At 65.4% G+C, this 22,923-nt stretch carries 24 protein-coding genes; 8 read left to right on the plus strand and 16 right to left on the minus strand.

Annotation, left to right across the window (positions count from 1 at the left end):
* The first annotated feature begins 195 nt into the window (after positions 1–195).
* Together NM2_RS00765 and NM2_RS00770 are read left to right on the plus strand one after the other, a co-directional pair.
* Positions 196–1,029, plus strand: coding sequence for an alpha/beta fold hydrolase (locus NM2_RS00765; RefSeq protein WP_067662366.1), 834 nt, complete (start codon positions 196–198; stop codon positions 1,027–1,029).
* A complete protein-coding gene (locus tag NM2_RS00770) occupies positions 998–1,696 on the plus strand; it encodes a TetR/AcrR family transcriptional regulator (protein WP_245717768.1) in 699 nt (232 codons plus the stop codon). Before NM2_RS00765 ends, NM2_RS00770 begins: the two co-directional genes overlap by 32 nt.
* 56 nt (positions 1,697–1,752) lie before the next feature.
* Here the strand turns inward: NM2_RS00770 and NM2_RS00775 are convergent, their stop codons facing one another.
* The 3 genes from NM2_RS00775 to fabG all read right to left on the minus strand — a co-directional run bounded on the left by NM2_RS00775 (position 1,753) and on the right by fabG (position 5,222).
* Positions 1,753–2,964: a CaiB/BaiF CoA transferase family protein gene (locus NM2_RS00775; protein ID WP_084530345.1), complete on the minus strand. Its 1,212-nt coding sequence runs from the start codon at positions 2,962–2,964 to the stop codon at positions 1,753–1,755.
* A 30-nt stretch (positions 2,965–2,994) separates the two neighbouring features.
* Positions 2,995–4,230 carry an ABC transporter substrate-binding protein gene (locus NM2_RS00780; protein ID WP_067662375.1) on the minus strand — a complete coding sequence of 412 codons (1,236 nt, stop codon included), beginning with the start codon at positions 4,228–4,230 and terminating at the stop codon, positions 2,995–2,997.
* A 272-nt stretch (positions 4,231–4,502) separates the two neighbouring features.
* Positions 4,503–5,222: a 3-oxoacyl-ACP reductase FabG gene (fabG, locus tag NM2_RS00785; RefSeq protein WP_067662378.1), complete on the minus strand. Its 720-nt coding sequence runs from the start codon at positions 5,220–5,222 to the stop codon at positions 4,503–4,505.
* A 46-nt stretch (positions 5,223–5,268) separates the two neighbouring features.
* On the opposite strand from fabG, the gene NM2_RS47045 reads away from it, so the two are divergent.
* Positions 5,269–6,171, plus strand: a complete 903-nt coding sequence (locus tag NM2_RS47045; RefSeq protein ID WP_169816079.1) for a TetR/AcrR family transcriptional regulator — start codon at positions 5,269–5,271, stop codon at positions 6,169–6,171.
* 6 nt (positions 6,172–6,177) lie between these two features.
* On the opposite strand, the gene NM2_RS00795 is transcribed toward NM2_RS47045, so the two are convergent.
* Positions 6,178–7,251, minus strand: a complete 1,074-nt coding sequence (locus NM2_RS00795) for an NHL repeat-containing protein (RefSeq protein WP_245717769.1) — start codon at positions 7,249–7,251, stop codon at positions 6,178–6,180.
* A 125-nt stretch (positions 7,252–7,376) separates the two neighbouring features.
* Here NM2_RS00795 and NM2_RS00800 point away from each other — a divergent pair, with 125 nt between their 5' ends.
* Positions 7,377–8,600, plus strand: coding sequence for a cytochrome P450 (locus tag NM2_RS00800; protein WP_067662384.1), 1,224 nt, complete (start codon positions 7,377–7,379; stop codon positions 8,598–8,600).
* 606 nt (positions 8,601–9,206) lie between these two features.
* Here NM2_RS00800 and NM2_RS00810 read toward each other — a convergent pair.
* The 7 genes from NM2_RS00810 to NM2_RS00840 form a co-directional block, all read right to left on the minus strand.
* Positions 9,207–10,370, minus strand: a complete 1,164-nt coding sequence (locus NM2_RS00810) for a thiolase family protein (protein ID WP_067662390.1) — start codon at positions 10,368–10,370, stop codon at positions 9,207–9,209.
* Positions 10,363–11,883, minus strand: a complete 1,521-nt coding sequence (locus NM2_RS00815; RefSeq protein WP_067662393.1) for a class I adenylate-forming enzyme family protein — start codon at positions 11,881–11,883, stop codon at positions 10,363–10,365. The genes NM2_RS00810 and NM2_RS00815 overlap by 8 nt, the downstream gene beginning before the upstream one ends.
* A 10-nt stretch (positions 11,884–11,893) precedes the next feature.
* Positions 11,894–12,181: a hypothetical protein gene (locus NM2_RS00820; RefSeq protein ID WP_245717770.1), complete on the minus strand. Its 288-nt coding sequence runs from the start codon at positions 12,179–12,181 to the stop codon at positions 11,894–11,896.
* Positions 12,182–12,192: 11 nt separating this feature from the next.
* Positions 12,193–12,753: a DoxX family protein gene (locus tag NM2_RS00825; RefSeq protein ID WP_245717771.1), complete on the minus strand. Its 561-nt coding sequence runs from the start codon at positions 12,751–12,753 to the stop codon at positions 12,193–12,195.
* 10 nt (positions 12,754–12,763) lie between these two features.
* Positions 12,764–13,891, minus strand: a complete 1,128-nt coding sequence (locus tag NM2_RS00830) for an amidohydrolase family protein (RefSeq protein ID WP_067662399.1) — start codon at positions 13,889–13,891, stop codon at positions 12,764–12,766.
* Positions 13,892–14,175: 284 nt separating this feature from the next.
* Complete coding sequence (locus tag NM2_RS00835) at positions 14,176–14,373, minus strand: ferredoxin (protein WP_067662402.1); 198 nt, start codon at positions 14,371–14,373, stop codon at positions 14,176–14,178.
* Between the two features lie 42 nt (positions 14,374–14,415).
* Positions 14,416–14,622, minus strand: a complete 207-nt coding sequence (locus NM2_RS00840) for a hypothetical protein (RefSeq protein WP_157120822.1) — start codon at positions 14,620–14,622, stop codon at positions 14,416–14,418.
* Positions 14,623–14,680: 58 nt separating this feature from the next.
* Here NM2_RS00840 and NM2_RS00845 point away from each other — a divergent pair, with 58 nt between their 5' ends.
* Positions 14,681–14,926 carry a hypothetical protein gene (locus NM2_RS00845; RefSeq protein ID WP_157120823.1) on the plus strand — a complete coding sequence of 82 codons (246 nt, stop codon included), beginning with the start codon at positions 14,681–14,683 and terminating at the stop codon, positions 14,924–14,926.
* A gap of 70 nt (positions 14,927–14,996) precedes the next feature.
* Here the strand turns inward: NM2_RS00845 and NM2_RS00850 are convergent, their stop codons facing one another.
* Both NM2_RS00850 and NM2_RS00855 read right to left on the minus strand, forming a co-directional pair.
* Positions 14,997–15,581, minus strand: coding sequence for a TetR/AcrR family transcriptional regulator (locus NM2_RS00850; protein WP_084530398.1), 585 nt, complete (start codon positions 15,579–15,581; stop codon positions 14,997–14,999).
* Positions 15,582–15,622: 41 nt separating this feature from the next.
* On the minus strand, positions 15,623–16,816 hold the full coding sequence (locus NM2_RS00855) for a thiolase family protein (RefSeq protein ID WP_067662414.1): 1,194 nt from the start codon (positions 16,814–16,816) through the stop codon (positions 15,623–15,625).
* 98 nt (positions 16,817–16,914) lie between these two features.
* Here NM2_RS00855 and NM2_RS00860 point away from each other — a divergent pair, with 98 nt between their 5' ends.
* Complete coding sequence (locus NM2_RS00860; RefSeq protein ID WP_067662416.1) at positions 16,915–17,109, plus strand: hypothetical protein; 195 nt, start codon at positions 16,915–16,917, stop codon at positions 17,107–17,109.
* A gap of 63 nt (positions 17,110–17,172) precedes the next feature.
* Here the strand turns inward: NM2_RS00860 and NM2_RS00865 are convergent, their stop codons facing one another.
* Genes NM2_RS00865 through NM2_RS00875 form a run of 3 tightly spaced genes read right to left on the minus strand, consistent with a single transcriptional unit; the run spans position 17,173 to position 21,199 of the window.
* Positions 17,173–18,282: an acyl-CoA dehydrogenase family protein gene (locus tag NM2_RS00865; protein WP_067662419.1), complete on the minus strand. Its 1,110-nt coding sequence runs from the start codon at positions 18,280–18,282 to the stop codon at positions 17,173–17,175.
* Positions 18,283–18,321: 39 nt separating this feature from the next.
* On the minus strand, positions 18,322–19,521 hold the full coding sequence (locus tag NM2_RS00870) for an acyl-CoA dehydrogenase family protein (RefSeq protein WP_067662422.1): 1,200 nt from the start codon (positions 19,519–19,521) through the stop codon (positions 18,322–18,324).
* A 16-nt stretch (positions 19,522–19,537) separates the two neighbouring features.
* Positions 19,538–21,199, minus strand: coding sequence for a thiolase C-terminal domain-containing protein (locus tag NM2_RS00875; protein ID WP_067662425.1), 1,662 nt, complete (start codon positions 21,197–21,199; stop codon positions 19,538–19,540).
* 132 nt (positions 21,200–21,331) lie between these two features.
* On the opposite strand from NM2_RS00875, the gene NM2_RS00880 reads away from it, so the two are divergent.
* Positions 21,332–22,096, plus strand: a complete 765-nt coding sequence (locus tag NM2_RS00880) for an SDR family NAD(P)-dependent oxidoreductase (RefSeq protein WP_067662428.1) — start codon at positions 21,332–21,334, stop codon at positions 22,094–22,096.
* A gap of 30 nt (positions 22,097–22,126) precedes the next feature.
* Positions 22,127–22,921 carry an SDR family NAD(P)-dependent oxidoreductase gene (locus NM2_RS00885; protein ID WP_067662431.1) on the plus strand — a complete coding sequence of 265 codons (795 nt, stop codon included), beginning with the start codon at positions 22,127–22,129 and terminating at the stop codon, positions 22,919–22,921.
* The last annotated feature ends 2 nt before the right edge of the window (positions 22,922–22,923 follow it).

A 22,923-nucleotide genomic window follows, 5' to 3' on the forward strand; every position in this document is an offset into this window, starting at 1 on the left:
TGTGTGAGCAGATAGCCATTCTTCGTGCTTTGCATTACATCGCTCGCCTGTCGGACTAGCGATTTACTAGAATGAGCTGATCGTACAGCGAGAAGCCTACTAGTCAACGCCGATGAGTGTTGCGCTTGAAATCAGCAGAGAGACTGATAGAAACTTGTCCTATGGAGGGAGTCAGGTTGTTGACCATGGGGAATCATGAGTGAGAAGGCGCTCACGCCGGAGGCGCTGAGCTATGAACACGACGGGCTGAGTCTCGGATACTCCGCCGTCGGTGAAGGTGAGCCAGTGCTTTTCGTACACGGCGCTACCGGCACCGGTGAGTTCGAATGGGGGGAGATGGCGGCCCGGCTCTCTCATCGTTTTCGCTGTCTCATGCCCGATCTCCGCGGTCACGGCCGATCGGAATTCCGCCGATCCGGCTACACGGGTGCGGCGATCTGCGCAGACCTCCGCCGGCTGATCGAGCATCTGGGAGTCGACCAGCCACACGTCGTCGGGTTTTCCTACGGATCGGAGATTTCGCTGATGCTCGAGCTGGAAAAGCCCGGGACCGTTCGGTCATTGACGCTGGTCAGCCCGGGCACCGGGCGGCCCGAGCATCGTCGCCTGCCGAGCATCGACTATCTGCATCGCACCTGGCCGCCGACATTGCGGCGCCTGCACGACGCACACCACGGGCCCGAACACTGGCGATCGCTGGTCACCACCCTGGTCGAGGACGCGGCAACCCGGAAGGAGCTGCCGCCGGAGAAGTTGTCGGCCATCGACTGTCGCGTACTACTGCTGGCCGGCGATCACGACGACCGGATACGGCGGACCCAGGCAGCGCATTTCGCCCAGGTGAATCAGCGAGCGCGGTTCGTAGAAGTCGAGGGGGCCGCGCATGCGGCCCATCTCGAACGCCCCGATAGAATCATCCAGGTCGTCGGTGACTTCCTGGCCGAAGTTGACCTCGAGAGAAGGAGCGGACGGCATGGCGCGACGAGAGGAGCTGAAGGTGAAAGCTCCCGAGCAGCAGGACACCTATGAGCCGGTCTGGCAGCAACGCAGCGTGGATCGTTCGCTGCAGAACGCCCGGTTGCGGGCCAAAGAACGCAGCGACCGGTTCGTCGCCGCTGCAGTAGAAATCCTCGCCGAACACGATGAGAGCGAGGTGACGATCCAGGACGTGGTCGATCGCTCCGGGATGTCACTGCGTACGTATTACGGATTCTTCGACGGCAGGGAAAGCCTGCTGCTGGCTGCCTACGAAACCATCCTCAGCCAGACGGCGATGCCGATGTTGCGCGAGCGTTGCGAGCAAGTCGCGGATCCGGTGGAGCGGATCAAGGCGCTGATGCAGGCGATGGTAGAGCTGGGCTTGGCGCCGGGAAAACTGTCCCGAGCTCTCAGCACGATCCACTTACGGCTTGCCGAGGCCCGGCCGGACGACCTGAAGAAGGCTCTGGAGCCGCTGCGATCGTTCATCGTCGAACTGCTCAACGGCGTAGCGGAAGCGGGTCGACTACGCAGTGACCTGGATCTCGACACCCAGGCGGCGTTATTGCAAGAGTTGCTGCTTGCCACCACCCATTCCACGGTATTGGGCGGAGGTTCCGCAACGAGCGCGGAAGATCTGTGGGCCTTCTGTTCTGCCGCCATCCTGCGCCCCGCGGTACGCAAGCGATCCTCCGCCGGACCTTCCGACGAGCAGTAGACACTCTCCGGGCGCGGGTGCTACCGATACTGCGGTCGCACCCGCGTCCGGTTGGCCTAGGTGACGCTGCCGGCAATCTTGAGAGTGAGCATCTCGTCGTCGGATTTACCCAGCTCGCGCAGGATCTCGTCGGTATGTTCGGCGAACTGCGGCGCGCGTTGGATGCGCGCCGGCTCCTGGTCGAACTGCACCGGACTCGCGACGAGTTGACGAGTTGCTCCATCGACGTCGGTTACCTCGGCGATCAGACCGTTCGCGCGCACTGCCGGATCTTGACTCACCTCCCAGGCATCCTGTGCGATGGCCCATTGGCCCTCCATATCCGCGAATCTGGACGTCCAGTCGGCGAGTGTCCGGGCTGCAATCACCTCCTGAACGATCTTCGCCGCCTCGGCCGCATTCCCCATCAGCGCCTCGACCGTGGCGAACCGCTCGTCGGTGACCAGCTCTTCACGACCGATCCGTGCACAGAACTCCGGCCAGTAGCGGCCCGGCTGTAGCATCGCGAGCACCAGCCACCGATCATCAGCGGTCCGGTAATTCCCGACCAGCGGGTTCGTCCGGCCTGTCTTGGAGCTTGCGGGCTTCGGCAAGGGCCCGCCGGCCAGCATGGCAAAACCGACCGACAGCGCGTTGGCCCACGCACCGACACCGAGCAACGACACGTCGACGACTGCCGACTCGCCTGTTCGCTCCCTGGCGAACAGCGCTCCGGCGATACCGCCCGCGATGGTCATACCGCCCAGCGAATCGCCGTATGCGCCTGCGGGCATTCCGCACAGGCCGTCGTAATCGGACGGTGTCGTGCCCGTCGCACTGCCACCCCTGGCCCAGAAAGCGGTGCTGTCGTAACCGCCCTTGTCGCTGTCCGGCCCGGCGGCACCGAAGCCCGAACCACGCACGTAGATGATGTTCGGATTGATCTTGCGAATGTCCTCCAACTCGATGCCGAGCCGACGGCGAGCGCCCGGAAGGAAGTTCGTCAAGAACACATCGCTGCTACGCACCAGCTCATACAGCACCTCCAGCGCCTCGGGCCGTTCCAGCGCGAGACCGATGCTGCGTTTGCCGCGGTTGGGGTGCTCCATGAGCGGGGCGAAGGCGCCACTTCCGACGGGCATCCCCATCAGCCGGCTCAGGCCGCGTTGTGCGTCGCCGGTCTCGGCGTGTTCGACCTTGATCACATCGGCGCCCCAGTCGGCGAGGACGGCCCCCGCGGCCGGAACAAAGGTGAACTGTGCCACCTCCAAGATGCGAACCCCATCCATCGGTCTGATCACAATGGTCTCCTTCTTGTCTCAGCCGCCCATGAGGTTGGCGGCGTGCAGTTTGGCGATCGTGGTCGGATTGCCCCCGGCATCCAGGCGGGCAATGAAGACAGTGTCCGAACAGGGCGCGGGGAAGGGCGGGATCTGCTTGCCGTCGCAGGCGAAGGTGACGTCGTCCGCGATGGGTAGCGGCACACCCTTGGCCGCTCGCATGGCGGCGGCAACGGCGGCAGGGGTGACCTCGCCGGTGACTGTGTGGACGGCCCGGATCGTGCCCAGCGCCATCGTGTAGCCGAGATACGCCAGCCCGTTGGGATCCGTACCCGGGGCGTAGGCATCGAGTACGCCCCGATACAGACGAGCCTCCGTGTTGTCACCCAGCGGATTCGCATACGCGGGCCCGACAGCGCCGGAGAGCGAGACCACGTCCGTCACCTGCGACCCGGTGCATTGGCCGATCAGTCCCACCTGCGCGGTGCTTCCCGAGGCCCGGTAGGCGCGCATGAACGACAGACACAGGCCGGCGTCGCCGAGCATCCAGACCGCATCAGGGTGGTGGCTCAGGGCCGAGGTCATCTGCGGAGTGACGTCGGCAGTACCCGGCGCGACCGTGATGACGGTGGTGTTGATACCCAGTTTGCGCAGGAAGTTCGCCGACATCTGATAGAGCGACATCCCTCCCGGCGCATCCTCGGCGAACAGCGTGGACGAGTGGTAGTGCTGCTGCGCCATCCATTGCCCCAGGGCCGCGGCGAAAGCGAAAGCGCCGCCGCTGAAGGAGAAGGAGAGGCTACCGGCCATCTCCTGGGCGCTGGCGGGCGCGGTCGAGATCACCGGGATGCCGGCGTTCATGAGGGTCTGAGCCGTGGTGCCCGAGTCGGTCTCCGGACCGTGCAACACCCCGACCACTCGGTCGGCGATCATTTGGCTGGCGCATGCGGCCGCCGACGCCGAATTGCTCTTGCTGTCGCAACTGTCCAGGACAACCGGGCGGCCCGCGATCCCGCCCAGGTAGTCATTGACATAGCCGAAGGCCGCCTGAACCCCCGTCCGAACCTCGGGCATGCTCGCCCCGGCGCCGCTGTCGTCGTTGACGAGACCGATTCTGATCGGCGCACCGGAAGCGACGTGCTTACCACCTGCGGGAGTCAGCAGAGCGGCGTCGACTTTGGCCTTCGGGGCCGTGTGATTGGACGTACAGGACGAGAGCATCAGTACGGCTGCGACCGCCGCCGCCATCGCCGCCGACCACTTCCGAGTACGCATCAGGGCTCCTTTGGCAGATGGGTCCGGGTGGGTCGATGTTCGTGGATGTCGCTGTCGCGACATGTTCGACGAAAGTCGGCCTTTCTTTTTTCTAGAACGCTCAGATCGTACAGCGAGAGTGTTACTAGAATCTAGAAGTCGATCAAGTTTGCGTCAGCTGCTGCTCCTGGTAGTGGACAGCGGCGACAACTCATCACTCGCACCCGCCGCGGGCAGCCCGTTGTGGAACAGCGCGGCCAACGCGGCGACCGGGCCCGGCTCGTCGGTGCGCATCACATGAACCGTCCGCCGGTGACTTCCAGTACCGTCCCGGTCATATAGGAGGAGAGGTCCGAGGCCAGGAACAACGCCACGGATGCGACCTCGTCGATTTCACCGGCGCGGCCCATCGGGATCTCGGCCATCTTCTGGTCCCACGCCTTCTCGGGCATGGCCTCGGTCATCGCGGTCCGGATCAGTCCGGGCGCTATCGCGTTCACACGTACCCCGTGGTGCGCCAACTCCTTCGCGGCGGCCTTGGTGAGCCCGATGATTCCGGCCTTGGCCGCGGAGTAGTTGGTCTGCCCGACCATGCCGACCTTGCCGGACAACGAGGAGATGTTGACGATCGCGCCGCCGGACTTACGTTCCCGCATGAGCGCGGCGGCTTTGCGGACGCCGTTCCAGGTGCCCTTCAGATGAACGGCGATGACCTGGTCGAACTGATCCTCGGTCATCGTGCGCAGCGTCGCGTCCCGCGTGATTCCGGCGTTGTTCACCAGGATGTCCACGTTCGGAACGACGGCGAGCAATGTGTCCACATCCGACGCATCGGTGACGTCGCAGGCGATGCCGAGGCCACCGAGTTCATCCGCGGCACGCGCGGCGGCGTCGCCGTTCAGGTCGCCGATGATCACCTCGGCGCCCTCGGCGGCGAACCGTTGCGCGATGGCGAACCCGATGCCCTGGGCGCCACCGGTGACGACCGCGGTTCGGCCTGTCAGCAGAGACATGACTGCTCCTTCTCGGATCTTGTTGCGGTTGATGAGCTGGCCAGCGATGACGTCGCAGGACGACCTGCATCGCCATTTCGGAGGCGAACAGTCGGTGAGCGTCGTCGCCCATCCCTTCTGCTCACCTGAGGATGCGCGCGGCACGCTCCATGACCTGGCGTGTTCACTAAAAGTCCTCGTATCGCGCTTCATTCAATATCTCGGCAGGTCCCGCATTCGCTTCAACCGCACGCGGGCCTTGTCGACGACACCGGTACGGGCGGTTGCGACCCGTGTGGGGGATACCCGTCGGATCCGGCGGGCGACGGACCGTAAACTTCAACTCATCGCTACCTCGGACCCGACCTCGCCCCGTGCTCCGCGCACCCGCGGTCGGCCTCGGCTGCTCACCGAGAGCGACGTCGTCACCGCGGCCTTGCGTCTGACGCGCACCGTGGGGCTCGACGAACTGTCGATGCGGGCACTGGCACGAGAACTCGACGTACCGCCGATGACCGTCTACAACTACATGCCCAACAAGGAAGCTCTCCAGGACGCCGTCATCAACCGCCTGCTGCGGGATCTGCGAATTCCCGGGCCGGAAGACGGTACCTGGGAGCAGCGTCTCCGACGCCTACTGCTGGATGCGCGACGGGTGTTCACGCAGAACCCGGGTGTAGCCGTCCGTATCAGCGACGGAGGCCCTCCCGAGGCCACTCGGCTCGCCGAAGGAGTCCTGGCGATCTTGAGCGAAGGCGGCTTCGGTCCACAGGACGCTGTCCTGTGCTTCGCAACCCTGTTCACGTTCATGACCGGTCAAATCGACCTGGACGCGATGGCCGAAACGATCACCAGCGCGACCCTGGAGGGCGTGACCCGCTCAGAGCGGTTCTCCCGTGACGAGCTCTTCGAATTCGGCTTCGACGCGATCCTCGACGGCCTGAAAGTCAGACTGCTGAAACAGCATTGAGGCGCATCACGCACGAACCGCCAACTTCGTATAGCGGCCACCGAGGAGCCATTCGGCCACATAGAGATTCCCCGCCGCGTCGACAGCCACCGCATGCGGCGAGTTGAACCGCCCCTCGGACGGCACGCCCGGCACCCGGGCGTGCCCATCCTCGGCCAGAGCATTGGGCCAGCCCGGACGGTCCGGCCAGCCCCGGTCCGCCGGGGCGGGCGAATCGTCACCGATATAACCGACGAAGTTGTCCCGGCCGTCGAACAAGGCCAGCCGCTCATAAAGCTCGGCCACAACGAGCAGCTGCCCCCACTGCGCGAAACCGCTCGGGCTACTCAACCGCTGCTCGCCGAAGGTCCGCAGGAAACGACCCTCTAGGTCGTATACCTGGACGCGCTTGTTCTCGCGATCGGCGATATAGAGTTCGGGTTCCTTACCGCCTCGGCGGTCGATGAAAACCGCGTGCGGGCACGCGAATCGCCCACCGCCCTCCTCGCCGGTCAGCGCGGCCAGATGACGACGGTTGCGATCGAACCGATGGACCACACCGGAGCCGTATCCGTCCGCGACCCAGATATCGCCACTGCCGCCGAAACGCTGCTCGTCCACCGCGGTGCCACACGGGCAGTAGGCGCCCATCATGCTCGGCGGCCATGCCGGATCCCGCGGCGGCACCGGCAATTCGGCGACGACCTCGCCGGCGAGGTTCACTTCGACCACCCGTGGCTCCCGCGTACTGTGGCGAATCCCCTTGCCGAACAAGGGCGCCCACGCTTCATCCCCGTCGCCGCCATCACATGTGAAGACGAAGCCCGGATCGCTGATCCACAAGAACTCGTCCTCGCCTTCACGCACTGCCGTGATGCCGTGTCCCTCGGTGAGCCCGGTTTCGGCCGCGCGCACGACCCGACCACCGCTATCGAAGAACACCAGCTGCCCGGCATGGAATCCGACCAGCTCGCCACTGCCTGTCACGGCGAGCCCGTGATGCGCCCAGGACGCGTGGGCGATCGGCACCTCGGAAAGATCCGCCCATTCGCCCTGGACCCGATACTCCGGCACCTGTTGCTCGAAGTAGACCTCGTTCATTCGCTCAACCTCTTCCCTACGGCTCGGAAAAATTTTAGTGTGGTGTACGAAAAATAAGCAAGGCTCCACGAATGCCAACCGCACGGCTGGTTCGGCCTGCGGTTTCCCGATCTGAAGGACTGCGGATGACTCATGAGATCCCGGGAACACTGCTGCTCGATCCCGACGTGATCGACAACCCCTACCCCCTGTACCGCCGACTGCACACCGAAGCACCGGTCTGGGAGATCCCCGGTACCGGAATATTCACTGTCAGCACGTTCGGACTCCTGGCTGAGGCAGTGAGTCGAGTGGACGACTTCTCCTCGAATATCGAATGCCTGCTCTACCGCGATGATTCGGGCTTGCCGGCCCGACTTACCTTCGGCGGCGGCACCGACGGTCAGGTACTCGCTACCGCGGACCCCCCGCTGCATCCTGTGCACCGCAATGCGGTCTTTCCCGAACTTGTCGCCAAACGGATGCGGGAACTCGAACCGGCTGTAGCCGCGCTCGCCGGCGAACTCGTCACCTCCGCGCTCGAGCACGGGGACGTCGAGTTCATGACCGCCATCGGCAATCTCGTGCCCATCACCGTGATCAGCCGCCTCATCGGCTTCCGCGACAGTAACCTCGACGATCTGTGGAGTTCCGCTGTCAACGGGACCCGGCTGTTGGCCTCGACCCGGGGCCTCTCGGCACTGACCGACGTCACCTCCAGCGGCGACAACGTGATGGCATGGATCGCCCAGCAACTCTCGGCCGCATTGAGCGATCCCGGTGAGGATCTGCTCGGCGCCGTCGCGCGCGCGGTCAACGACGACGTGCTGAACGAGCACGAAGGCGTCGGAATGCTGATGACCCTGCTGAGCGCGGGCGGCGAAACGACTACCAGCCTGCTCGGAAATGCCGTGCGGATGCTGGCCGAAAACCCCGATCTGCAGGAACACCTCCGCGGCAATCCCGATCAGATTCCGACATTCGCCGAGGAAGCACTGCGTTTGGAATCGCCGTTCCGGTATTTGATGCGTTCGGTGCCGCGGGATTGCACGCTCGGTTCGGTCGCCATCCCGGGCGGGTCGACAGTCCTGTTGCTGTGGGGCGCCGCCAACCGTGACCCCGCCGAGTTCGAACGCCCCGACGAGATCGATCTCGGTCGGCGTGTGCCACGACGACATGTCGCGTTCGGGCGTGGTATCCATACCTGCGTTGGCGCACCACTGGCTCGTATCGAGGCGCGCGTAGTCCTCACCACACTCATCGAACGTACGAAAAGCATTGCACTGCAGCCGGATCACCCGCCGCGCTGGGTCAACAGCCTGCTGGTCCGGCGCCACGAGGAGCTCCCGGTCCGACTGAAAGCCCGCTGACCACTTCCCGGTCCGGGGCCGGATGTACGGTGCCGGACCGGGGACAACCGACCCGCAACGATCGGTCCGAGCTGCTGGCGTATGTGGCATCACTACTCCACGGCGTCGACGAGGCCTCAGCACAGCGCCGTCGCCGCATCGATCCGAGCACCGGTCACAGCAACCCATAGCGTGCGCTGCCGGCCGATTCGCCAGGGAAGACCGGCGGTGCCGCCCGCCCCCGGGATGCGGCCCATGCCGATTTCCGGCAACCCGAACAAGGTGCGCGGCGCGGCGCCCCCCGGCAATTCGGCTCCCGCACCGATGCGGGCTCCATACACCCGACACCCGGTCGTGCAGCACATGAAGCAGGTGACCGACGCCAGCTGCCACCCGAATCAGATGGGACGCAACAGAATCGGGTGCGGATCCGAACTCATCGAAATCGCCGCCCGCCGAGAAGACTGGGCCACGGGCGATGATCTCCACCGACAGATCAGAGTTGTGCACAGCAATGGTCAGCGCATCGCGCACGGCGGCATCGACGGCACGACGCTTGACGGCGGGACCTGCCGGACTCATCGATCTCGCGATCCAGGCCGAGAGGTCCGGGTGTCCGGACCCCGCTCATATCCTCTCGATCACCGTCGCCGAGCCCATGCCGCCGCCGGCACACATGGCCACCACGCCGAAGCGAGCGTCGCGGCGAGCGAGCTCGTGAACCATCGACACCACCATCCGCGCGCCGGTCGCGGCAATCGGGTGCCCGAGGCTCACCCCGCTTCCGTTCACATTGACGATCGATTCGTCCAAGCCGAGCCGCTCGGTGCAGGCGACCGCCATGGTGGCGAACGCTTCGTTGATCTCGAAGAGGTCGATCTGCCCGAGGGTGAGGTGTGCCCGACGCAACGCCTTCGGAATCGCGGCTACCGGTGCGAGTCCGGTCTCGGCCACATCCACTCCGACCGTCGCCCAGCCGAGGATCCTCGCCAACGGAGTCAGACCGTTTGCCCGCGCGAAGTTGCTGCTGCCGAGCACGAGTGCGGCGGCGGCATCGTTCACTCCGGCGGAGTTTCCCGCCGTGACCACCGCTCCTGAGAGCTCGGGATGCAGCAGCTTCAGTGTGGCCAGCACTTCCGCGGTGGCATCGGCGCGGGGATGCTCATCCACAGCGAAAACGTCCCCTGCGGACGAGAGCGGAACCGCGACGATCTCGTCCTCGAAATATCCCTTGGCGATGGCATTGGCCGCGCGCTGGTGCGAGCGTGCCGACCAGGCATCGGCCTGCTCGCGGGTGATGGCGCACAATCTGGCCGTGTTCTCACCGATCGTGACGGACATATCGAACGGCGGGACGCCGGGAGCGTCGGGGTGGCTCTCCGGCGCCCACCGGACCGGTTCAGCGGCACCGGGTAACACCTTCGTCAACCTGGGCATCGTGCTCGCACTCTCGGTGCCGCCCGCGACGATGGCATCACCCATACCGGAGAGAATCGTCGCTGCGGCGAATTGCACGGCCGTGGCACCCGAGGCACAGTGGCGGTTGACCGCCACACCCGGCAGACCGGACATCCCCAGTCGCACCGCGACATTGCGCCCGATGACCCCGCCGCCCTGCAGCGACTCCGCCATGACCAGGTCGTCCACCGTCTCGACCGGGATCCCTGCACGCCCAATGGCCGCGCTCACCGCCACCTCCGCGAGCTGGTAGGCATCTATCGCGGTGAGCGAGCCCTTACGGGCCCGCCCGATCGGTGTCCGGGCGGCGGACAGAATCAGGGCTTCAGGCATCAGAGCCTCCCTCTTGTCGGTGTGGTACGGCACTGGGCTCCGCGGTCAGGTCGGCCTGCACCTCACGCCGCAAAATCTTACCGGTCGGGGTCTGCGGCAATGTGTCTCGAAAAACGATGTGCGCGGGCGTCTTCGAGCTCCGCAACCGCAATCGCACCCAGCTGCGGAGCTCGTCCGCCTCGACCCGGTGCCCGGCGCGCAGCACGATCGCCGCAGCGATTTCGTGGCCCCACTGCTCGTCCGGCACACCGACGACCGCCGCCTCGGCCACGGCCGGATGCTCGAGCAACGCATCTTCGATCTCTGCCGGCGCGATATTCTCACCGCCACGAATGATGGTGTCGTCACTGCGGCCTTCGACGAACAGAAAACCATCCGCATCCACCCAGCCTCGGTCCCGGGTGGGGAACCAACCGGCAGCGTCCAGCGCAGTCCCGATGCCGCGGTACTCCCCCGAAACCTGCGGGCCACGGACGTGGATTTCGCCGGATCTTCCCGCCGCCAGCTCGCCGCCGGGGCCGCGGATCTGAACCTCGATGCCGGGCAGCACGCGTCCGACCGAGCCGAGCCGCAAGCGCGCGACGGGATCCCCGTTCAGTGCGGCCCGGTGATCCTCCGGCCCGAGCACGGCAATCGTGGAACTGGTCTCGGTCAGACCGTAGGCATTGACGAAGTCGACATTGGGAAACAGGCGAACCGCGCGCTCGAGGATGGGCAGTGGCATCTTGGCACCGCCGTAGGCCAGCGATCGCAGGCTGGGAACATCGGCGTGCGCGGCGTCGGCGAGGTATTCGGTGATCTTGGCGAGCATCGTGGGCACCAGCAGCGCATGGGTGATCCGTTCAGTGCGAACGCGATCGAGCCAAGCTCGGGCGTCGAAGGATTCCAGATACACGATGCGTCTGCCCGCGTAGATATTGCTGAGCAGATTGGTGACACCGGCGATGTGGTACGGCGGGACACTGACGAGGACGGCCTCCTCTTCGCCCGCTCCGCCGAATTCGACGGTGCCGAGCAGGTACGAGGTCATATGCCGATGCCGGAGCACAGCTGCCTTGGGCGCGGAGGTGGTACCGCTGGTATAGATCAGGACCGCCGCGGCGTTGGCGTCGTCGACCCATGGATGTGGAGGTGGTGACGGCGTATCGCATCGCTCCCGCCACTGCGCGGTAGCCATGACATGAGCGTCCGTCGGCGGGTCCGAGTCGGAGATGACCAGGGCTTTCGGGTGCTGGGCCAGCAGTTGCGCCAGCGGTTGTCTGCCGAGGCGATAGTTCAACGGCACCAAGGGGATTTCCGCCGCCGCGGCCGCGAACATTGCCACCGGGAAGTCCTCACCGTTCACCCCCAGGTAGACGACTTCCTCGACCGCCAGATCGCGCAGGACCGCCGCACCGGCCTGCACTCGATCGAACAGCAGCCGGTAGGTGATCCCGCCCTGTATCCGGCTGCCGAGCGCGATCCGATCGGTCATCCCCGCGACCGCCATATCCAGCAATGTCAGCACGTTCATCGCGGCCGCCTCAATCCGACGCCGGCAGCGCCTTGGGCGCTTTGATCGTCAGTTCCCGACCGTCCACGACCAAGGGACCGATCCCAGCCCTGGTGCAAAGCACTTCGAGCCCGGTCGAGTCGTCGACATAACGCTTGCCGAGCACGATTCCGGGACCGGCGCCCACGGTCGCGGCATCGACGCGCGCGTCGGGGGCGGTCATCGGATAGCCCCCGCACCAGAGCTCGACCGGTGTTCCCGGTGGGCGCACCACGATGATTTCTCCGCCGCACACCGCACTGCGGAGGCGCTGGCCCACTGAAAAGTCCTTCATACTTCCCCTTTCGTTGCCGCCGCCGTCGCGCCGGACGGTTCGGCCCGGCCCGAGACAGCCGCGTTCTGCTGACGCGGACGCCAGCACAGACCGAGCAGAATCGCTGCTCCGCCGATCCCGATGACCAGACACGCCGCCAATCCTGTTGCGGCACTGAGCCGGAAACCCACGGCGTAGTCGACGCAGGCCCGGCCGCCGCCGCCGATCGCCGTGGCGGCCAGCACCACAGCGATCATCAGCACGTATTCGTAACCGTTGCGGAAAACGAAGAATCCATGGCTCCGATGCTCGATCACACCGGCCACGACCATGGTGCCGAACAGACCACCCGCCGCCAGGGGCGTCAGGAAGCCGACGGTAAGCGCTGCGCCGCAGCCGATTTCGGTCACGACACTGGCCCACGCGTGGACCCTGCCGGGACGCAGCCCGAGACCGGCGAACCAGCCCGCAGTCCCCGCGATCCGGCCCCCGCCGAATGCGTGGTTCCAGCCGTGGATCACCATGGTGCCGCCGACGATCACGCGAACGATCAGCAGATAAACATCCGTCGCCTGCACGTTCGGCGCCTCATCCCTCGAAATGGAACAGCGACCGAGCGTTGAGCTCGACGATCTTGCGCGCCTCGTCGTCGGGAACATCGAGCAGTTGCTCCGCGAGGAGTTTGCGGGTGTGTGGCCAGTTGGAATCCGAATGCGGATAGTCGCTTTCGAACATGATGTTGTCGATGCCGATGCGGTGGCGCTGCTCGATGCCGGACCGGTCGGAGATGAAGCAGCCGTAGATGTGCTCACGGAACAGTTCCGATGGCAGCTTGTCCGCATTGATGTTGCACCAGTACTTGTGTCGGCCCCAGGAGTAGTCCGTCCGCTCCAGCAGGTACGGCATCCACCCGATACCCCCCTCGGACAGCGCCACCTTCAGTCCCGGGAACTTGTAGAAGACGTCGGACATGAGCAGGTCGACGGTAGCCATCATCGAATTCAGCCCGAACAGCGCTATACCGATGAACAGGTCCCCGTCCGGCGCCAAGCCCTGCGGCATCCCCCCGGAACCGAAATGCATCGACAACGGCAGCTGAGCTTCCTCGCAGAGACGGAAAATCGGGTCCCAGTGATCGGTGTGATATGAGGGCAGCCCGAGCTTGTGGGGCGCCTCGAGGAAGCTCACGGATTTCGCACCCTTGGCGGCGGTTCGTTCGATCTCCGCGACCGCGGCGTCGATATCCCAGAACGGCGCCATCACCAACGGGATCTGACGATTCGGAGCGTAGGCGCACCACTCGTCGAGGATGAAGTCGTTGTAGGCGCTGATGCACAGCTTCGCGAGATCCTTGTCCTTCGCGGCGAAGAACGTGCTGCCGGCGAATCCACCGAAGTTGGGGAAGCACAGCTGGGCCCACACCCCCTCGACATCCATGTCCTTGATCCGGTCTTCGATGCTGTAGCAGCCCGGCAGCATGTCGTCATAGCTGCGCGGATCCATACCGAAGTCGCGAGGATGCTTGCCGGCCACGGCGTTGAGGGCGAAATTTCCCGACTGCTTGCCTTCATAGAGCCAGGTGTCGTTGCCGTCCGGAAGCTTCAAATTCCGGGGAGCCACCTCGTGGTATTTGGCGGGAAGCCGATCCAGCCACACGCGAGGGTGCTCGATGACATGGTCGTCGACGGAGATGATCTTTGCGTCGTCGGGCAGCATGCCGGTTACCTCCTGGAGTCATCGGAACGATGAGTAGCTATGTCATTCAAAGCTATCTCACTATCCAAATAGTAGAATCCTGTTTACATCAGATGCAATGCTGGTTTCATCAAGCGCAGAAGACGCCAACGACAGTCCTGGTACAGGCCGTATCGGCTACGGACTGCACCGCTGAAGCAGGCGAGCGATCGACAGCGGAGGAGCCGGATGCCCACCATAGATCCTGGTCGCCGCAGCCCTGACACAACTCAGCATGCTCATCGCCCCGGCAGCACGAACCGTCCCTACTGTCCCGATTCCATGACGCGCAGCGCCTGCTTCGGACAGGAGGCCACGGCGAACCGCACTGCCCTTTCCTGCTCGGATGGTGGCACGGGCCGGGCTATGCGAAGGACGTCCTCATCGAGTTCGAAGACGTGCGGAGCAGCCTCGACGCAGAGCGCATTCGCTTCGCACAGCGTGTGATCGACAACAACCTTCATGCAATAAGTAAAACACGCTGGCCGTCTTACGACAATCCAATTCTATTTTTCTGCACTGCAGTATTGCAAACAGTGGTATACATGCTTCATCACTGTGATCGGCCCGATCGCCACCTCGTTGGAGAACGTCATGAACCATCGCAACGCCATCGCTGCCCTTGCGCTGACCGCCACCTTCGGCCTTGCGGCAGCAGGATGTAGCAGTACGTCGAGCTTGCCCACCGCCTCGTCCGCACGCAGTTCTGCCACGACGACATCCACCTCACAGGCGGTCACACCGAGATTGCCGGACGCGGACTGCGAGGTTGTGCGACCCATCGCCGCCGGAGCACTCGGCCGGTTGATGCCGCTGCAGACCCTCCCACCGGACCAAGCCCAGAACGCCAGAAGCGCATACCTCGGGGAGCTGCGAACCGCACAGGGAAAACTCACGTCGACAACGGCGAAAACCGACCTCGGCGCACTGATCACCGGCCTCGAGGGCGCCTCGTCACCGGACGCCGGCACGGCAATCATGGCGGCGGTGACCAAGCTCGGCGCGGACTGCCCGTGATCCAGCTGCCGCGACGCGGCCCCGAGCGACGGCCTTCACGCACCTACCTCAGTCGCTCCATGGCAGCCACTCAGCTCGGCGCTGCCATGGACCTGGCCGCGACGACGGTCCGCAACGCAATGTCGCAGTAGCGTTCGGCGACCACCTCCGCGGCCGCAGGCCCATCCGGGCGATACCAGCGAACGACGGACTGGAACATGCCGGCGAGCGCCCGGACGGTGTCCTCGGGATAGTTCACCTCGAAGACGCCCTGTTCGACACCGTCCTGGATGATTTCGCGGAACAGTTCCTCGAGTCGTTTGCGCGATCGGGCATAGCGCTCCCGGTTGCCCGGCTCCAGATACCGCAACTCGGAATCGAGTGCCGCGATGCTCACCCGCCGGGTCACATACAGGACGGTGGCCTCGACCAGGTTCGTGAACCTTTGCCGCGGGCTGCCGTCACTGTCGGCGACAGCCTGCTCGGCGTGGTCGAGCAACTCCTGCATCGAACTCTCGAGCAACGCGATCAGCAGGCCCTGCTTACTCCCGTAGTGGTAGTACAGAGTAGGGACGGTGACCCCCACCCGGACCGCGATCTCGCGCACCGACGCACCGTGGTAGCCGGATTCGTGAAACGACTGGACCGCACCCGCAAGGATTGGCGTGAGCTCCATCGGCCCGATCTCTCGCCAGTCCGAGCGGTCCGCACCGGCCGTCACAGCCGCTCGATGACGGTCGCATTCGCCATCCCGCCACCCTCGCACATTGTCTGCAGGCCATAGCGTCCACCTATCTCCTCCAGATGGTTCAGCAGCGTTCCCAGCAGGCGAGTGCCCGACGAGCCCAGCGCGTGCCCCAGAGCGATCGCGCCACCGCGCGGATTGAGCTTTGCCGGATCGGCGTTCAATTCGTGCGCCCACGCCAACGGCACCGACGCGAACGCCTCGTTGACCTCGTAAGCGTCTATGTCGTTCAAGGTCAGGTCGCCACGCGAGAGTGCCTGCGTGGTGGCAGGTATGGGCGCGGTGAGCATGTACAGCGGATCATCGCCGATCACCGCGAAGGAATGGAATCGTGCCCGGGGACGCAGCCCCAGGCCCAGCGCGCGCTGCTCACTCATGATCAGTGCGGCGGAGGCTCCGTCGGTGAGGGGGGAGGAATTGCCCGGCGTGATCCGCCAGTCGATATCCGGAAAACGTGCGGTCGTCTCGGCGGAGTAGAACGACGGGCGCAGCCCGCTCAACGCCTCGAGTGTCGTCGTGGGACGCACCGTTTCATCGACGGTGTGCAGGGCGAGGTCGCCGGATTCGCTCGTGACCGGCATGGCGACGATTTCAGCGGTGAAGAATCCGGAGTCCGCGGCGGCGGCCGCGCGCTGATGAGAGGTGAGCGCGTATTCGTCCAGCGCCTCGCGGTCGAGCTTCCATCGGGCCGCGACCCGCTCGGCGGCGACGCCCTGCTTGACCAGGCCCTCGGGATAGCGTGCGGCAACGCTCGGACCGAAAGTGTCGGCCCCTGCCGATGCGGTACCCATCGGTACGCGGCTCATCGACTCCACACCGCACGCGATCACGATGTCGTAAGCGCCGGCCAACACCCCCTGGGCCGCGAAGTGCACTGCCTGCTGGCTGGAACCACACTGCCGGTCGACGGTCGTCGCCGGAACGGTTTCCGGGAAACCGGCAGCCAGCACGGCGCTACGCGCGATGTTGAAGCTCTGTTCACCGACCTGTTCGACGCATCCGGCGATGACGTCGTCGACTTCGGCAGGGTCGACATCGTTGCGTGACATCAGCTCCGACAGCACCACCCGCAGCAGTTCCACGGGGTGCGAGCGTGCCAGAGCACCACCGGGCTTGCCCTTTCCAGAGGCCAGACGGACGACATCGACGATGACAGCGTTGTTCATTCTGTTCCCCAAACGTTCCGGTTCGACCCCGATACGGTGCCGATCCAGTTATTCTAGCGAGCGATAGATAGAATCGGTGCCTATCGAGGAGAAGATAGATGTCGGACGATGACGTCCTGGTGATCACCGGCGGCGCGGGTGCCATGGGAATCGCTTGCGCATGGGCGTTGGCGGATAGAGGACACCTGCTGCTACTCGATCTGGACACCGAACAGCTCGAACTGGCCCGCGCCCCGCTCGCCGCCGCAGGAGCCAGTGTCGACACGCTGATCTCCGGGTGGACGGCGGACTGATCGGGGTGGGAAAGCACATGGGCGGGGCGTAATCGACCCGCATCGGCAGTCCACGGCTGCCGGTTATTCCAGTGCCGCCGTCAACCGCTCGTAGTGCAGCGAAGGATCACCGAACAGCACTTGATTGGCCCTGGCCCGGCGGTGGTACAGGTGCAAGTCGTGTTCCCAGGTGAAGCCGATCCCCCCGTGCAGTTGCAAGGCCTCGCTCGTCAGATCAGCGATCGCCGACGACGTGTATGCCTTGGCGATGCCTGTGGCCTCCTCCGCGTCCTCGGCGTCGGCGGCGACCGCCATCGCCGCGTAATAGGTAGCAGCTTGTGACGCCTGAAGCCACATCCGCATTCTTGCGCACCGATGTTTGACCGCTTGAAAGCTTCCGATCGGACGACCGAACTGAGCTCGCAGTTTGGCGTATTCGATCGACATCTCCAGCACCCGTGCGCCGATACCGAGACTGTCGGCACAGACCAGCACCGCTCCGTACCGTAGCTGGCGGGCCAGGGCCGCGTCATCGACGACGAGCACCGACGCCCCTGGGACCAGCACATCCGCCAGGCGAACCTCCGCGAAGCGCCGCGTGAGGTCGAGGGTGCGCTGGCGGCGCACGATCACGCCGTTCGTTCTCGGATCGACGAGACAGTGCACGAACCGATTGTTCAGGCGTGCGGTGACCAGGATCAACTGGGCCGCGTCCGCGTCCTGCACGGCGGTCTTGACCCCGTTGAGCCGGAAGCCACCCGAATTCTGGTCGACCTCGGCATGGACGCCATCGGGTTCCCAGCTCTCACGCGGTTCGGCGAACGCCCAGGTAGCTACGAATTCACCGCTCGCCAACGATGGAAGCACCGCTGATCGCAGATCGTCATAGCCCGATTCGGTGATCGCGATGGCCACCAACGCGTGACTCGCAAGCGGGCCGGGCTGCGCGGATCGGCCGTGTTCCTCGGTGATCAGGGCGAGATCGATGAGGTCGCGCCCCAGCCCGCCGAATTCCTCCGGAATCGGTAGCGCAGGCCAGCCGAGCGCGCTCCCGCGCTCCCATACGTCCGGATCGAACCCGGGTCCGTCGCCTTCGGCCAGGGCCCGTACGCCGGCGATCGGGGACTGGCGGGCGAGCATCTGCCGGGTGCTCTCTACGAGCATCCGCTGTTCGTCTGTCAGGCTGAAGTCCACTGTGGTTCTCCGAAATGAAGGGAGGGGAATCGAGATTTCCTAGACGCCACGAGGTTCCTTGGGCAGCCCCAGCGCCCGCTCGGCGATGAGGTTGCGCAGGACATCGTTGGTTCCTCCGGCGATGGTGAAGGCACGGGCATACAGGAAGGCGTCCTGCCACCAGCCCTCGGCGATCGCATCCGGATCGTCCTCAGTCAGCAGGGATTCGGTCCCCTGCAGAGCAAGCCCCAGGTCGACCAGCGCGAGATTGGTCTCGCTGTAGAAGATCTTGGCCAGCGGCGCATCCGCGGCGTCGGCGGTTCCGTCCAATGCCCGCGACAGATGAAATTGGCCGAGTCGCATGCTGATCCGTGCCGCCGCGTACAGTCGGCCCAGTTCCTGTCGCAGTGCGCCATCGGATAGCGCCGGGCGACCCCGTCGTCGCAGTGATGCTGCCAGCGCGACCGCATCACCGACCGCACGTAGCATTGTGATTCCCCCAGCGCCCGCGCCCGAGCGCTCGTGCACGAGGCTCATCGTCGCCACCTCCCACCCGCGGTTGACCTCAGCGATGACGTTGCCGACCGGTATTCGAACCCCGTCGAAGAACACTTCGTTGAAGTCACTGGTACCGGTGATCTCCCGCAGGGGGCGCACCACGACCCCGGGACTCGTCATATCGAGCACGAATGCCGAGATACCCGCATGCCTGGGGGCACCGGAATCGGTTCGCGCCAGCAGAAACCCGAGCTGGGCGTGCTGTCCGTTGGTAGTCCAGACCTTCTGCCCGTCGACAACGAAATAGCCGCCGTCGCGCTGGGCACGAGTGGTCAGACTGGCCAGATCACTGCCGGCGCCCGGCTCACTGAACAGCTGACACCAGATCTCTCGCCCGCTGCGTATTCCAGGCAGGTAGCGCTGCTTCTGTTCCTGCGTTCCGAAGTGGATCAGTGCCGCGGCCGCCAGCAGACCGGTCCCCAGAGGAGACGGCACTCGGGAACGAGCCATCTCTTCGGCGACCACGGTGGCTCGTACCGGGTCGGCCCGGCCGGTGCCGCCCCATTCGGTGGGCCAGTCACTGCCGAGATATCCGGCCTCGAACAGCTGCGCCGTCCATTTCCGCAGTGCGGGTATGTCTTCCGGATCCGGGGCGCGCACACCGCTGCGGTGCTGCGTCTTCACGGCGGGACGATGACCTTCGAGAAATCGGCGGACCTCCGCGCGGAACCACTCGGTCTCCGGATCATGGTCGAGTCTCATGGCGTCCTCTCGTTGCTCAGTCGGCTCGCCGCAACAGCAGTGCCCCACCAGGTGTGCCACCCCCGGTCGTGACGACCGCGACGCGCGCATCCGCCACCTGTCGACCGGTCGCCTCGCCGCGCAATTGCGCGATGGCCTCTTGTAGGAAGCCGAATCCATGGGTCCGCCCGGCGGACAGCTGTCCACCGTGAGTGTTGAGCGGTAGCGGGCCGTCGAGCCCGATCGTCTTGCCACCCGCGAGGAAATCCGCCGCCTCCCCAGGTCCGCAGAATCCGAGTGCCTCGAGCCAGGACACCGCGTTGAAGGTGAACCCGTCGTACAGCTCGGCGACGTCGACGTCATCGGGCCGCAGATTCGTGCGCGACCACAAATGCGCCGCCGGGCCCAGCACCTGTGGCTCGTGCGTAAGAGTGCCCTGGTCCCAGGAGATCCGCTCGATCACCTGAGTACCCACCGCTTCGACGAGCACAGCCGGTTTGGGACGGTCGGCCACCGTCTCGATCGCGGACACGACGATCGCAATCGCGCCGTCGCACGGCACATCGCAGTCGTAGAGGCCGAAAGGCGAACTGATCATCCGCGCGGCCCGGTACTCGTCCAGGGTCAGTGGATCTCGATAGATCGCGTCGGGATTGCGTGCGGCGTGAGCCCGTGCGGTGAGCGCGATGGGTGCGAGTGTCGATTCCCGGTCACCGCCGTAGCGCCAGAAGTAGTGCGACGCATTGACACCTATCCAGTTCGCGGCGGACATGGCGCCGAACGGTGATCGCCACTCGAACATGCCCGTGGCTCGGCCGCCGCCCGTAGCGATCTTCCCCGTCCGGACCAGGTGGGTGTGGGTCGACTCCCATACAGTCCGGAAGCACAGCACGTGCCGGCACAGACCTGCCGCGACGGCCAGCATGGCAGCCACGACGCTACCACTCGGTCCGGGGAAGTCTCCACCACCGCTGATCCATGTGGGCCGGATGCGCAGCGCCTCTTCGACAGGGGTGATGCCGCCCTCGGACAGACCGCCGGCGTGGCCTCCCGGATAGGTGGCCAGACCATCGATGTCCGCGACAGTGAGTCCAGCATCCTCGACCGCGCGCAAGCAGGCCGACACGGTCAGCGACAACGGATCCACCAGCAACCGCCGGCCGATCGCCGAGCTGCCGACTCCGGTCAGCGCGACCTTGTCCTCGAACTTCGAGGCCGACACCATCGGGCGCACCGATACGCTCGCCCGGTCCGGCTCCGGCACGACACCAGGGTCGGAGGAGGCGTCCGGATCGGGTTCGAACAGCGGCAGCCAGTAGTCCCGCTGTTGCTCGAACCGGACCCGCACCCGCATCCCGATGGCGACCTCGGCCGGATCGCAGCCGACGATATTGGTCGTCAGCCGCACCGTGACATCCTCTTCCAGCGCGACCACCGCAACCACGTACGGCGGCGGGAAGTCCGGCAGCCACTGCTGATGATCGACCGTGAATCCGGCGACGGTGGCGCGGCCGGACACCGGAGCCGGCGCCACATCGCCGCTGCGGCAGTAAGGACAGATCGGCTGCGGCGGATGGTGCCGCCGACCGCACGCCGCGCACTGGGCGATCCGGAGCTTTCCGTCGGCACCACTGGTCCAGAACGGCTCACTACTGACCGTCGGCTGCGGCAGGGGCCGCCGGGCCGGGGATTCCGTCATCACACCTCCTGGCAGAGCGAGCTGCCTGCTCGACAGTGCACTACTGTTAACAAAATAATAGAACTATGCACTACGCTATGGGAGAGTATCACTCTCATTACCTGAGATGTTCAATTCTGAAAGGGCGTGCGTATGAGAGTCAAGGACAAGGCGGCCGTGGTCGTCGGCGGGGCCTCGGGCATGGGAAAGGCCACAGCCGAGTTACTGATCGAACTCGGCGCGAAGGTCGCGATCCTCGACCTGGAGCGGTTCGACGGCGCCGCGGTCGCCGAGGAACTCGGTGCGCGATCGTCGTTCCATCCATGTGACATCACCAACGCGGACAGCGCGGAGCAGGCACTGAACGCGGCGGCCGAGACCTGGGGCGGACTGCACATCGCGGTCAACACCGCCGGCGGCGGGGTCTCGGTGCGCACCCTGTCCAAGAGCGGGCCGCACCCATTGGACGTGTTCCGCTCGGTGATCGAGCTGAACCTGATCGGCACGTTCAACCTCAACCGACTGCAGGCCTGGCACATGAGCCGCAACGAGCCCGTCGACGGTGAACGCGGGGTCATCGTCAACACCTCCTCGATCGCGGCGTTCGAAGGCCAGATCGGGCAGGTCGCCTACACGGCCGCCAAGGCAGGCATCGCGGGAATGGCCCTGACAATGGCGCGCGACCTCGGCACCCTGGGCATCCGCGCCACGGCCATCGCGCCGAGCCTGTTCGCCACCGGGGTCACGGCACGGATCCCGGACGACATGGCCACGACTCTGACCCGTGATGCGGCGTTTCCACGTCGGATGGGCCGACCGGAGGAATATGCCGCGCTGGCGGCGGCCGTCATCGAGAACCAGATGCTCAACGGCAGCACGATCCGGCTGGACGCCGGGCAACGTTTCGCTCCGAAGTGATCCGGACAGCATCTCGGAAGGCGGTCGACCATGGATCTCGGATTCACCGGCGCGAGCGCGGTGGTCGTCGGTGGAACCCGCGGTATCGGGTACGCCACGGCGGTCTGCCTGGCACGTGAGGGCTGTCGGCTCGGCATAGTCGGACGGGACGAGTCCCGGGTGTCCGAGACGGCCCGCGCTCTGCGGGCCGCCGGCAGCCCCGACGTGCTCGAACTCGCGGCCGATACCACCTCCGCCGCTGCCGTCGACGCGGTGTTCGATCAGGTTCGGGGGCGTTGGGGTGCGCTCAATGCGCTCATCAACACCGTCGGCCCGGCCGGCGCCGGCCGACTGGAGGATCTGACCGACGCGGCTTGGGCGACGACGGTCGACCAGGCCGCGATCTCGGCGATCCGCTGTGTCCGGGCGGCGCTGCCGCTGCTGCGGCATGCGGAATGGGCCCGGATCGTCCACGTCACCGCAATGTCGGTCCAGCGTCAGTCGCCAGGGCTGATCGCATACACGGCAGCCAAGAGCGCGCTGCTCAGTGCGACCAAGAACTTGGCTCGCACGCTTGCTCCGGACGGCATCCTGGTCAATGCCGTCGCGCCCGGCCCGATCCTCACCGATTGGGCGCGCCCGGTACTCGCTTCTGCGGGCATCGCCGAGCAGGACCCGGCGGCGGCATTCCAACTACTGCAGAAGGGGCATGGGATGTCGGTCGATCTGGGCCGCTTCGGGCTGCCCGAAGAGGTGGCCACCGTCATCGCCTTCTGCGCATCGCACGCCAACAGTTTCATGACCGGTGCCCACCTCAACGTCGACGGTGGCAGCGACTTCCTCTGAGC

Origin of the sequence: Nocardia miyunensis NBRC 108239, from assembly GCF_001613065.1 — a bacterium.
Classification (GTDB): Bacteria; Actinomycetota; Actinomycetes; order Mycobacteriales; family Mycobacteriaceae; genus Nocardia; species Nocardia miyunensis.